A 12,381-nucleotide genomic window follows, 5' to 3' on the forward strand; every position below is an offset into this window, starting at 1 on the left:
CCCATGAGACTTCTGGTTGCTGAAGACGAACCGAAAATAGGTATCTATTTGCAACAGGGCCTTACTGAGGCTGGGTTCAATGTCGATCGTTTCACCAACGGAACTGAGGCCCTTCAACACGCCTTAAGCGAAGCATATGACCTGCTGATTCTGGACGTCATGATGCCGGGGATGGATGGATGGGAAGTCCTTCGGAGGGTGCGCCTGTCAGGAAAGGACGTTCCGGTACTTTTTCTGACTGCACGAGATCGTGTTGAAGATCGAGTCAAGGGTCTTGAGCTCGGAGCTGATGATTACCTCATCAAACCCTTCGCATTTTCTGAATTGCTAGCTCGAGTCAGGACACTGCTCCGCCGTGGTAACAACGTGCCCTCGCAAACTCATATGAAAATTGCCGATCTTGAGGTTGACCTGCTCAAACGCAGGGCCATTCGGGGAGGCAAACGCATAGATCTTACGGCCAAAGAGTTTGCACTCCTGGAACTGCTGCTCCGTCGCCGAGGTGAAGTGCTGCCGAAGTCGCTCATCGCCTCGCAAGTCTGGGACATGAACTTCGACAGCGACACCAATGTTATCGAGGTTGCTGTGCGCAGGCTCAGGGCGAAGATTGATGATGACTTTGAGGTCAAGTTGATCCAGACCTCGCGTGGCATGGGCTACATGCTGGATGCACCAGATTCGGAATCCGAATGAACCGTCTATCCCTAACGACGCGCATGAGCCTGATGTTCATGCTTGCGGTAACGGCTGTGCTCACCGTTGCCGGGCTCAGTTTCAATAACCTCAGCCGGCATCATTTCAAAATGCTGGATCAGCAGGCCCTAAACGAAAAGCTCCACTCAACCCAAAGAATTTTGGGAGAGCTGAAGAGCATCGATCAATTCGGCGATTTTAAGCCTGAGCTACAGGCGTTGCTCGGTGCTCACCGTGACCTGACGGCCCTGATTATAGATGGTGACGGTAGGTTGCTTTTCGCTGATCCCGGGCCAGTAGATGTTCCGGAGGAGTTCCGCACGACGACAAGCAACAATGTCTGGGAATGGCAGGACCAAGAGCAGATGTTCCGTGGTGTGACGGGACAAGCCATCGTTAGGGCGCAAGACAAACCACTGACCGTCATTTTGATCTTTGACGTTACTCAGCATATGTTCTTCTTCGCGACGCTTCAGCGATGGTTCTGGATAGGGTTGGTGATCAGCGCGCTCGTCAGTGCTGCCCTGGGCTGGATGGTTGCCAGCAGTGGCATGCGTCCTATTCGCCAGGTGACCAGGGTCGCTGCCTCAATGTCGGCCAAATCACTCAAAGAGCGCATCCCCTTAGCGCCGGTACCAAAAGAGCTTCAGCAGATGGTGTTGTCGTTTAATGCGATGTTATCCAGGCTGGATGACGCTTTTGTCCGGTTATCAAATTTCTCTGCTGACATTGCTCACGAACTGCGTACGCCGGTGAGTAATCTGATGACTCATACCGAAGTGGTGCTCTCTAGAAAAAGGGGTATCGAGGACTACGAAGACAATCTGTATTCGAATCTGGATGACTTGAAGCGTATGTCGCGGATGATCGATGACATGCTCTTCCTGGCCAAGTCAGACAACGGTCTGATCACGCATGAGAACAAACCGATAGACCTATTGGCGGTCGTGGAGAAGCTTCTTGAGTACTACCGTCTGCTGGCCGATGAGCGCGGTATCAACCTTACGGTTTCTGGGCAAGGAAGTGTCCGGGGTGACGTGTTGATGTTGCACAGAGCTATCTCGAATTTGCTTTCTAATGCCCTGCGGTACACCCCGGAGGGGCAGACCATCAATGTTGATATCCAACAGAAAGGGATGTCGACATTAGTGGTCGTGGAAAACCCAGGAGAAATCATTGCGCCCGAACACCTTGAAAAGCTCTTTGATCGATTCTACCGAGTAGATCCGGCGCGGCGCGAAGGAAGCCCAAGCAACGCTGGACTGGGGCTCTCAATTACGCGGTCGATCATTGAAGCTCATGAGGGCAAGATCTGGTGCACTTCATCAAACGGAAAAACAGCCTTCCATTTTGAGCTCCCTAGCACCGGCCTGACGGGGACCTAAACCTCAAAGTGGAGAGCGTTGCTCGTAATCGGCGATCAAACGCTAGATTGGGAGCAAAGGTTAGCGCCCCCCTTGCCCCAGATGGACTGACTTGTCTTAAGGCCTCTGAACGGTCCCGTCAGGGGGATAGTAAAAGTGAGTAGCCTGCACCCCGATCTGGGCCAGCGAACCAGCCCCAAGCTGACTGAATTGTAATCGAACGGTCGGCCTTCATGTGGCATCGTGTAGCGACACTGTGACGCGGGGCCTTGACCTGCTCTCTATGTGCAATGCGTATCGGACGCGGCCTACGTTTGGTATTCGTCTGTGGTGTTAACAAGAATCGAGAAATAAAAACTAGATCTCCCCCAACCAAACCTCGAACCAACAGCTCATGCTGTGAGGAGTCTTGCATGTCATTCTTTAAAGCTACAACCGTAGCTGTTGCGCTTACCGCTGGTTTGCTGATGAGCGCAGTCGCTCAAGCGCATCCAAAACTTATTTCTTCCACTCCTTCGGAAGGTTCGACTTCCGCAGCACCTTCGAAAATTGAGCTGCACTTCTCTGAGAATCTGACGACTCAATTCTCTGGTGCCAAACTGATCATGACCGACATGCCGGGCATGCCGAATTCTCCAATGGGTGTTAAAGCTGGTGTTTCCGGCGGTGACGATCCAAAAGTGATGATCATCACGCCCGCTGCTCCGCTAACCACTGGCACTTACAAGGTCGAATGGCGGGCAGTCTCTTCTGACACTCATCCCGTAACTGGCAAACTTGTTTTTAAAGTGAAATGATCCATGAGCGACTCAATCAACATCACTGTTCGCTTCGCTCTTTATATGGACCTCATGCTGCTGTTTGGATTGGCCATTTTTGGTTTGTACAGCCTCAGGGGAAAAGAGCGAGTGTCCGGCACTGTCTTGAACTTTGAGTCGCTAATTTTCGGCACTGTCGTTGTTGGTATACTTCTGTCTCTCGCGGCCATGTTGTTACTTGCCAAGGCAATGAGTGGCGTTTCCGAGTTTATGGAGCTTCATCGCCATATCTTCGAAATGGTGCTTATGGGGACCGACGTCGGGCTCATGTGGATGATCCGAATAGCTGCCCTGGTTCTAGCGGGGATAGGCTTGACGCTAAACAAACGCTTTCCGACCCTCAGCCTGTGGGTGGCTACCTTGTGCGGTGCCGTCGCGCTAGCCACTCTCGCCTGGACTGGGCATGGTGCTATGGATGAAGGCTATCGGCGTTACTTACATTTCGCCAGCGACATCTTCCACCTGTTGGCAGCGGGAGGCTGGCTGGGGGCTCTGGCAGCATTCGCTTTATTGCTGCGTACGAAGATACTCAATGGCGAACAAGAGGTGCGAATTCTCTCTCGAGTGCTTACCGGGTTTGAGTCAGCAGGTGCATTGATCGTAGTGAGCCTAGGTATTACCGGCGTAGTGAATTATTTATTCGTGGTAGGCCCAACACTAGATGGTGTGGTGTTTAGCACTTATGGGGCATTGCTTTGTTTGAAAATTTTACTATTTGCAGCAATGCTCGTATTAGCCACGATGAACCGTTTTCACTTGAGCCCACTTTTAGAGCGATCGATCCAGAGCGGAGAATACACTGGTGCCGTTAATGCTTTGCGGCGCAGTATGGCCATAGAGTTCTCGGTAGCAATAATCATAGTGTGTCTAGTCGCTTGGCTAGGAACTTTGAGCCCGGAGATTGATATGAGCGCGGAGATGGATATGAGCTCGGTCCAAAATTAATAAACCACATGTTGTTTACAGCTATCTGTCTAAGGCGGGCCTGCACACATCCTCGGTGGACTCAAGTCATCGATCTGATCTTTGAGCCCATCGTTGCAATCGAGCTATAGCCTCGAGTCGTGGATCGAGATTTATGGCGAATTATATTTGCGAGTATAATTTATAATCGTGAGAATAATTTCCCATAAAGTGACACTTTCCAAGCCCCCTCACCCACAAGAGATGGCCTTTTTGCTATTTTGACAGTCTGCGCCAATAGATTACCCGCTATAGGCCACTCGTCCGTAGTCTGCACGGGCAGGATCATGGCTCAATTCTTTTTTCGATATCACATTATGATATGACTTTAAGGAAAAGTTGCGCACGCTGCCGCTTTGTTATAAAAATACGCATCCGAAAAAGGCTGTTACCCTCGAAAATTCTGCCATTGATTTCACTGTTTCCGGCTTCGCTGCCAGACGAGACCTTATATTCGAGAGTCTCCCGCTATCATTTTCTAGTGGGTAACAAATCGCTGTATAAGACCTATGATGATCTTTTCGGCACCACGCCTTTCCGACTCGAAGCCATCTTGCCCAAGCAGGTCAACGCTCTGGTCAACCGCCTGCCGGGCGATCCACAAAAAGCACTCGCAGCTATCATCAGCCAGAATACATTGATACCGCTTTATCAGCCGTTTCTTGGCAGACCAGACAACGCAACCGTTGCCAAATCTCAACCAATATCCTCAGCATCCAGGATCCCTCGCAGGGCGGTTGATGATCACGGGGAGGCCCGACTTTGCTTGCTTTGTGTAGAGAGCGATGCAAGAGAACATGGCGTAGCCTACTGGCGCAGGTCGCATCAGGCCCCGAAAGTGGCGTCATGCTGGAAACATGGCGTTGACTTGCTCAAGTCATGTCCAGAATGCTTTCGACCGTTCCTCAGAGCAGGTCAGCTGCTGAGTATTCTTTGGCTACCTTGTGAATGTGGATGGTCGTGTGATAGCGGCGAAGCTAAAAAAACGACTGATGTTCATTACCATCAGTATGCGATTCTTGCTAATGCAGTACTTGAAAGCGGAATGTTGCCTATCGAAGGCAGCATCCTTTCGATGGCTTATCGGCGTCAAGCCATAAAAAGAGGTTACAACTACGGCAGTCTAGTTAGTCTAAAAAGGCTTGAGGAGTCTATGGTCACACAGCTTGGCGAGGAGTTTATTCAGCGAGCTGATCAAGCCTACCAACTAGGTAGAAAAAGCAATTGGATCAGATTTAGCGTACTCAACGGCTACTTGGACATGCCGATTAGCAGACATATCTTGCTAATCATGTTTTTGTTTAAAGATTTCGCCAACTTCAGAGATCAGATCGAGGTCGCAGCCAACCTTCTGTCGTCATCATCACCTTCAACTAATACCGACGATGACAGCGCTAGTAAAAAACGAACTTATCGAGAGAAAATCCTTCAAGTTCGTAAACGATGGCCCACTCTTGTGGCGGATGGTTTTTGGACAAAGGCCTATACCGCCACGACATGGCTTTACAATCATGACCATAGATGGCTGCAAACGGTCATCGATCCTAGCTCAGTCCAATCGCCACCCACTGCATCGAAAGACGCTGAGTATGCCTCCATCATTGAGCAAAAGGTTGACGCACTTTACTGTATCAATGCCTATAAACCGTTGAGAGTTAATCGCGAACGGATGTTGAAGCTGTTGCCTAAAAAGATTGCCCGGGGCCGGGATCTGCCTGTCGACTACCCACTGGTTCAATCACAGCTCGAACAGCACATGGAATCACTTTGGCATTTTCACCTTAGGAGAGTTCTGTGGGGGATAATGGAATTGGCTCGCTTCAAACTCGTACCGGGTTTTCGAACGCTCAGCGTAACGACAGGCATCAACATATACCGTTGCCGAATCATCGTTGACTTTTACGACCTCGATTTGGCAGGACTCACATCAGCGAGATTTGACCCGCAGTTCGAACTCTCAAAGTTGTCGGTAAGCAACCGCTTCGAAGGCCCACCCGAGGCCGATGGGAACTATGGTGGAAGAGCCTATAAAAAGAAAAGGCCGCGTCCCGAGCAGGTGCCAGGTCTCTATTCGGAGTTTGAAGACAGCGAATCATCGGCCAACATCGTCAGCTAGCAGCTTCAGACGAAGCCTATCGAACAATGGGTTGCGGTTTTTGAGCCCTATCAAACGCTGAAGTCTAGAAGGGGCCAAGCTGGTTCCTCTAAGTAGCGACTCGCTGATCGCCCAGCGCAGTCTTCGCTCTAAGAACCCGTGGGGGGTATCTCGGATCGCAGTTAGGGCTGCATCACATTGTGGAAGGTGATGAAGGCGCTTTTCAAAATCATCAGTGGCTGACAGTTCACTACCGATCATCGCGACTGAAATTCGTCGAGGCTTGCCTGGTCGACTGCGCAAGAGAGCAGCACACTCGAAGATCCTGGCGCTCAATTTTTGATCCCGGTCCTCCCAATCGACCCTTGGCACTCTCAATGCTCGTGCAGCGTGGCTTTCAGCAATGATTGTGCGCAGCCAGTCGCGGTCATTACGGTACAGCCACATGTAGTCGGGGCACCCTCGCGGCATTTTTTCTTTAATGTCAGCAAGAAAAGCTCCACGGCTCTGCGCTCGCCGCTCTTCAAACCTATGCGCTGACCTGCATCGCTGTACTGCTGGATCGATGCGAATTGCACGATTAACCGAGGACGGTGAAATATCCAAGACAGAGGCTATTGCTGTGGAGCTTTCGCCTGCGGTAGCCCTGTTTTGAATGTCGGCTATCAGAGCAGGCGTCACCACTCTGGGAAACTGCCGAACAGCTATTCCTTGTCGTATCAGAGCGGTCTTAATTGCCCCAACGGATGCTCCATTAAGCCGCGAAAGCTGCCTTAATGAGCACGATCCTTCAGGAATCACAAAGTGACCAAAGCTGCTATCGCTGACTGGATCATCCCGTTCACGAACTTTCAGCGCCTCCGACGGCGGCCGGTCGACACCCGCCAGCTGGTCGCATTGAAGTCCCAGAATCCTCATCAGGATCAGATACTTCAATGGGTGATGGCTGAAACGGGGCTTGCGCAGAAGTTTCATAATCCAAGCGGGAACAGTTTCTTCGTCTGGCGATGACAAGCTTAGAAACTCCTCCGCATCCGGCAGCAGCCTAAAGTAATCAGCTGCCGCATGAGCAAGCCTCTTGAGCCTGAATCGATGACCATCGCTAAACCCCTTGTCTACACACTCCGTCTGAAGGTTGTGATGCAAATTCTCCGGAATCAGCGGGCTGAGATTTGCGCGTAATAATGATTGAGAAAGCAGGGCGAGGTTGCGCAGTTCGGACGTTGACTGTCGATCAATCTGGGGCTTGTACGAGTGTCGTTTGACAGCATCGTCATCGGGAAGAAACGGAGTTCCTAAGTGATGCCTGCTCCAACGAGCATCGATTACGGCCAACACCTTGGCGTGATGGGGACAGACCCACACGCCTGGGAGCTGATGAGCACGATGCCAATAAGGTTGACCGAAATTAGTGGCATCGACCTGCGTGCAAACTTCGCAGTACCGAATCCGCTGAAATTTGGCGAGCATACTCGCGGCTATGCCAAGCCGCAGTTCAAGAGCGAGGGCGGGGCCGTCTGCCATCTGTGTCGCGACAGCCTTAGCCTGGAGAGTGGATAGGAACGGTCTGAAGTAAGCTGCAAGCGTATGTTCATCAATCAGCGTTTCGACAGAAAAAGGAGAACCTAATCCTATTTTTTTACCAACTCTGTGATGCCGCATGGAAGCGCAGTAGCACGCGCGAAATGAATTACTTCAGACGGGTCTTCTCGCAGTACGGAAAAGCCAACCCATCCCCCTAACCTGCAATACCTACTCAAGATGCTATGGAGCGTCTCGTCAGGGAAGGGAGTTGGAAAGAAACCCATCGCGACCGACATTTCTAAGCACCTGAGGTACTGGTCATTTTGTATATGCTGGAAAACTCGAGAACATTGTTGGTCAACCAGCCTTTGGCATTTAGGTACGCGCTTGGGTCAGAGTGATCACTGATTTCAGCGGCTTTTGACGGTCCTACTTTCTGAACGGGTGCACTTGCCTGCACCTTCGTGGGCACCGTGGGGGGTGGGGCTTGGAGCCCACGCATAGTTTCCAGCAATGCGAACCTATCAGGGGTTGAAGAAGCATTCCAAAGCATCATCGCGTCGATTTGGTCCTTCACAGGGAGAAGATCATCAAATCGGCTTTTTTGTCTCGGATCACCACTGCGCAGAGCCGCAAGCGCGGGTGCCAGAATTTTCATTCGGGAGTTGGACACACGGCGCAGCAAGCTGGGCGTCACTATTTCCTCCCTGCTTTGAATCGCCTCACGCTGTCCAAGGACTAGCAGCTTGATCGCAAAATCAGTTATCCCTTGGGACAGGTCGAAAAGCGTGTCCAAGATGTCTTCGGTTAGAGGATTGTCCTTCTGGCACCAGTTGTAAGACTCCCATAATCGGGTAACGAACATAGTCCAAAGATCCCCCCGCTCGAAGCGCTGGAATTCGACCAGCCCATACCCGCTGCTGCGCCTGGCATTGCGCATGACATCGGAGAACAAGCCCACCATCGAGTTATTCCCTACGAACACGACCGGTATCCCAATCACGTTTATAAGGTTCACAAAGAAATTGAGCATGTTGTCCTTGCCCCCAGATTTAGCGGAGCGAAGGTTTTGCACCTCATCAATTATGAGCGCGCCAAGGTAGTAGGTGCTCGCCACCTGCTCCATCAGCTGGATCATGCTGGGGATGCTCATGCGACCCAGGCTATTCGCATATCGCTCTTTACCAATCGCCTTGTCCACCGCTCTAAAAAACGCCCGGCATAGGCCACCAAGCGAACCGTCGAACGGACAATCAAATTTGAGCCAAGTGATTTGCGTTTGAACAAAGGCAATCCCTTTGTACTGACGATGGATGATGGTCTGTGGATAAAGCTTCAAGACCGAATCCAGAGCAGTCGATTTTCCCACACCGCTCAGGCCGGTCAGGCTGAACGTGGTAGCAGAAGACTTGAAACCGATGGTTAGGCGTTTATTTGTGGATAACGAGTGCAGGTGCCTCACAGTATCCGGGGACAGGGGATTCCGACCAACGTATCCGCCACGAATCAGCGCCGAAAAGTCAGACTCCAAGTCGAGATGTATGAAAAGCGGGTGCACCACCGAACGAAGTCGATCAACGCCATGGAGCCTGAGAGAGCGATCTAGCTTGCGCTCTTCATCCGTTACGGCCGGAGGAAAATGCATCAGAGCATGCATGGCCTCCTTCTCGGTCAAGACAGGAGGTAAAGCCTCAATCAGCAGATTTCCCTGGTAATCAAGCAATGGAGAGTCGCGGTATACGGCTTGTACAGACCCCGCTGTCATTTCACACCTCATGCAGTAGGACCTAGACGGCTCAACAGGCTGATGATTTCGGCCGTCCGTTCAGTTGTTGGAGCTGTGGACGACTCCGCATCGACGCCATGGCTGCTGTTACTCCTAACACCCTCTGGGACGGGTGATTGTTCCCTGAGCGAAGCTTTCTCAGAAGCTCGGTTAGCTTTGATACCCGCAACCTTTTCCGCCTTACTCGCGGGTGCAGGGGTTGCCTTTTTCTCCCGCTTTGCTGCGTTGACTATGTCTACTGACGCAGATTTCAAAGCAACCTTGCTTTCCAGCTTTTCACGTTTTTTCGAAGGCGGTTCTTGATTCAATATCGCAAGCATGTCCTCAACCTCTTCTATACGAAACTCTCGGTAACGAGCTTCTGAGAGCCGGAGGTCACACCGGACAAATGCTTTGTCTGGTCCTTGTACCCAAATGTGCTCCGTATAGTTTGGATCAAACCAACATGTGATATCAGAAACACCACGATGGCGAGCACGCGCGAACATCCCTTGCTCTATCGCCCAATCACAGACGTAAAACATGCCTTTGAAGAGAATTCCGCCTTTATGTACTTTCCCAACTTCTCGGGGAAGCAGGTGCAAATACACGAGCGATTCCGATTGTACATTGGATTCGACAATGTGATTTTCTAACGCCCATCGCCATATAGAAATTGGGGTCGGTTCGACGCCAGCAGCAATCATATCGCGAGTAAGGCGAGCAGGCTGCCTGTTAAACTTGTTATAGTGAAGGACGCCTCTAATGATGATCTCTGTAAACTCCTTAATGTCGAGAACCGCATCTTGGCGATAATCTCGTGCTCCACGCTCCGTCTCTCTAGCGATAACAGCGCCTGGAATGAACTCAATCTGGATAGTGTCATTCAACACTTTGAACGCACTTTCCACGATTGGCTTCCAATCTGGACGGTATGGAGGAGCAATCCCCAAGTCAATTTTGAGGCCGGACACGAGACCTTCGGCGGCCTGACCTATCATCTCACCTCGATCTGCGAAAATCTCATGTGGTAGATGATTGCAAGGCCATTCGTCTTCCTCCAGATCTACACCGTAGGCCTTGCAGTATTTTTCTTTGTCGGTAAAAGCATTAAATAATGCTTGACGTGCTCCATTCCAGCTTGGGCCCTCCAAGCCAACATGGATTCCCGTAATCATTCCGGAGAAGCTGTCGATGACTACATAAACGACAGGCCTACCTATTACCCAATGTCTGTTATACCGGCTAACTAAATAGACATCAGCGATTGTGGCATCAATTTCGAACAGATGTCCTGGCCCATGCAAACGTTCCCTCACGGTGCCTCGAATTGCCCGGTGATCTTTGTTCCACACAATCGAACCGGCTCGTCCTTTGAGTACGGCAAGGTCATCAAAATACCTCTTACCCCAAGTTCCAAATTGGCGCTCTGTAGGAATCTGGCCGGTAGGAAGCAGCTCCTCTTTCGAACCATCAAGCTGCTTTTTCTTATAAAATCTTCGGAGCATTTCAATATATGCTCCGCTTATAGTATCTAATTTCTTCTTAACAAAAAGCACGTAGCCCGCGCGTATGCAGTTTCTATCCGACTCGGTTAACAGCTTTGCTGTTTGGGGTATTATCTCACCGAGATGCCTAGGTTTACGTCCAGGAATAACTCCGGGCTTATATGTTTTTATCTTGCCGGGTGACCCGATTTTGGACCGGTCAGGCAATAGCGCATTCCTCAGCATCCCGAACGCCCAGTATTTGTATAGTATTCGGTAAATCGACTTGGCTGGGACTCCGATAAGGCTGGCGTGGGCGTATACCAAGCTTCCCATAGAGCTCGGATAGAGAACTTCCTCGGGGCGTGCTCGCGTCAAAAGCGGCCTGATTTTTTCCCATCGCTGATCTCGATATTCTTTGAGGTTAGCGGGGATGCTATCTTCATCGATCATCATATATTTTGGAATTTCGCTCTCAACTAGCTTGACGTGTCCGAATCGCAACCAGTCGGATAATTCAGTCGCAGGCATCGACCAAGGCCTTTTGAGAGTAGGCTCTAATGTGATCAATACCACCAAATCTGATTTATTATCTATGTGGAGAATGCGCGAGTCGCCTGGCAACAGAGCCGGTTCAGTCACGGACATGACAACTTGATTTTTAGAAAAAAATCCGGACATCATACCACCTCAGATATGTAATTTTCGGAAAGCGGACTTTCCAAAACTTTAATCTCTGGAAAAGGCCCAGTTATTGAAATTGGTTGCATAAGATCAATGGATATAAGTTTTTGCCATACAACGTATCGAAACATCTGTGCACAAGTTTCGTATGGAGTCATCAGCCTTCCGGAGACATGTCTTAGAGTTTTTCCGAGCGTCCAGCCAAAGTGCTGAGCACGAATGAGCTCCGCAATGAAGTGGCCGCAGACGTGTTCATCCTCCCATCGGTCGTGAATAGGCCCCCCCTTCCTTAACCATTCAAGGTTTCTAGTCACAGTGGTAGGAAGATTTTGCTCTGTCACAACATTCCAGCCTACCCCTTGGGCCCTCCAATACTCTTCTTCAATCTCGAGCTTTTCCCACGTCCGTAATAGGTCTTCGCCACTAGTGACTTCTTGGTGCGGCTTAACGGTACGCGCAACCAGCCTAGTCGAGCCATCTGGCTCGCGGATGGTGATCACAAAGTCTGTGGTCATCACAAAGGGGACGTCTGTACCAACGTACAAGGGATATTTAATCCCCTTGGAAGAGGCGATAGCTTGAAGCGCGGGTACGGGAAACAGTGGAAATTGCTCCCGGATATCGACGACATTCTCGGAGAAATCCAGCTGCAGCCAAAAGGCGTATTCGAGATCTGAGAGTAGGTGGTAAACGCGGTCAACGATCGAACCGAGGACCTTATGAGATCGCCCACGGGAGGGGACATCCTGGACTCTCAGCCAGGGCTGATAGCTCTCTCGCTCTCCTTGTCCCAGACCTTGTTTCACATAACGATCTACGTCGGCCTGCGTTTTGATCCGGCGGCGCATCACAGCAAACTCCCTAACAATAGGAAGGCCCGCGCCCTCCCTTCAGGAATCCTCTAACCAACTCCTAGGAAATCCTGAGCAGGAGAGACAGCCGTAAGCCGAGTACGCATGGTATTGCATGTCACACACGACGGAGCGGG

9 protein-coding genes are annotated in these 12,381 nt (G+C 50.8%); 5 read left to right on the top strand and 4 right to left on the bottom strand.

Translation table 11 applies throughout. The features are described from left to right. Positions 1-3: 3 nt before the first annotated feature. The 5 genes from ACX3YD_RS15730 to ACX3YD_RS15750 all read left to right on the top strand — a co-directional run bounded on the left by ACX3YD_RS15730 (position 4) and on the right by ACX3YD_RS15750 (position 5,954). A complete protein-coding gene (locus tag ACX3YD_RS15730) occupies positions 4-693 on the top strand; it encodes a heavy metal response regulator transcription factor (RefSeq protein WP_454838518.1) in 690 nt (229 codons plus the stop codon). Further along, positions 690-2,078, top strand: a complete 1,389-nt coding sequence (locus tag ACX3YD_RS15735; protein WP_454838517.1) for a heavy metal sensor histidine kinase — start codon at positions 690-692, stop codon at positions 2,076-2,078. The genes ACX3YD_RS15730 and ACX3YD_RS15735 overlap by 4 nt, the downstream gene beginning before the upstream one ends. Positions 2,079-2,470: 392 nt before the next feature. After that, positions 2,471-2,854, top strand: coding sequence for a copper homeostasis periplasmic binding protein CopC (gene copC, locus ACX3YD_RS15740; RefSeq protein WP_454838516.1), 384 nt, complete (start codon positions 2,471-2,473; stop codon positions 2,852-2,854). A gap of 3 nt (positions 2,855-2,857) precedes the next feature. Continuing rightward, positions 2,858-3,820, top strand: coding sequence for a copper homeostasis membrane protein CopD (gene copD / locus ACX3YD_RS15745; RefSeq protein WP_454838515.1), 963 nt, complete (start codon positions 2,858-2,860; stop codon positions 3,818-3,820). A gap of 427 nt (positions 3,821-4,247) precedes the next feature. Continuing rightward, on the top strand, positions 4,248-5,954 hold the full coding sequence (locus tag ACX3YD_RS15750; RefSeq protein ID WP_458960478.1) for a TniQ family protein: 1,707 nt from the start codon (positions 4,248-4,250) through the stop codon (positions 5,952-5,954). Here ACX3YD_RS15750 and ACX3YD_RS15755 read toward each other — a convergent pair. The 4 genes from ACX3YD_RS15755 to ACX3YD_RS15770 all read right to left on the bottom strand — a co-directional run bounded on the left by ACX3YD_RS15755 (position 5,931) and on the right by ACX3YD_RS15770 (position 12,241). After that, a complete protein-coding gene (locus ACX3YD_RS15755; protein ID WP_458960479.1) occupies positions 5,931-7,595 on the bottom strand; it encodes a TnsD family Tn7-like transposition protein in 1,665 nt (554 codons plus the stop codon). The genes ACX3YD_RS15750 and ACX3YD_RS15755 overlap by 24 nt on opposite strands. Positions 7,596-7,755: 160 nt before the next feature. After that, complete coding sequence (locus ACX3YD_RS15760; protein WP_458960480.1) at positions 7,756-9,222, bottom strand: ATP-binding protein; 1,467 nt, start codon at positions 9,220-9,222, stop codon at positions 7,756-7,758. Positions 9,223-9,230: 8 nt separating this feature from the next. Continuing rightward, positions 9,231-11,390 carry a Mu transposase C-terminal domain-containing protein gene (locus ACX3YD_RS15765; protein ID WP_458960481.1) on the bottom strand — a complete coding sequence of 720 codons (2,160 nt, stop codon included), beginning with the start codon at positions 11,388-11,390 and terminating at the stop codon, positions 9,231-9,233. Further along, entirely contained in the window at positions 11,390-12,241 is an 852-nt protein-coding gene (locus ACX3YD_RS15770) for a TnsA endonuclease N-terminal domain-containing protein (RefSeq protein WP_454838510.1), read from the bottom strand. The genes ACX3YD_RS15765 and ACX3YD_RS15770 overlap by 1 nt, the downstream gene beginning before the upstream one ends. Between the last annotated feature and the right edge of the window lie 140 nt (positions 12,242-12,381).

It is taken from the genome of Pseudomonas fluorescens group sp. PF-1 (genome assembly GCF_054481335.1).

Bases quoted from the DNA above. Each gene is read 5' to 3' on its own strand.
- ACX3YD_RS15755 (WP_458960479.1), bottom strand. From the start codon at position 7,595: ATGCGGCATCACAGAGTTGGTAAAAAAATAGGATTAGGTTCTCCTTTT.
- ACX3YD_RS15735 (WP_454838517.1), top strand. From the start codon at position 690: ATGAACCGTCTATCCCTAACGACGCGCATGAGCCTGATGTTCATGCTT.
- ACX3YD_RS15770 (WP_454838510.1), bottom strand. From the start codon at position 12,241: ATGCGCCGCCGGATCAAAACGCAGGCCGACGTAGATCGTTATGTGAAA.
- copD (WP_454838515.1), top strand. From the start codon at position 2,858: ATGAGCGACTCAATCAACATCACTGTTCGCTTCGCTCTTTATATGGAC.
- copC (WP_454838516.1), top strand. From the start codon at position 2,471: ATGTCATTCTTTAAAGCTACAACCGTAGCTGTTGCGCTTACCGCTGGT.
- ACX3YD_RS15765 (WP_458960481.1), bottom strand. From the start codon at position 11,390: ATGTCCGGATTTTTTTCTAAAAATCAAGTTGTCATGTCCGTGACTGAA.
- ACX3YD_RS15760 (WP_458960480.1), bottom strand. From the start codon at position 9,222: ATGACAGCGGGGTCTGTACAAGCCGTATACCGCGACTCTCCATTGCTT.
- ACX3YD_RS15730 (WP_454838518.1), top strand. From the start codon at position 4: ATGAGACTTCTGGTTGCTGAAGACGAACCGAAAATAGGTATCTATTTG.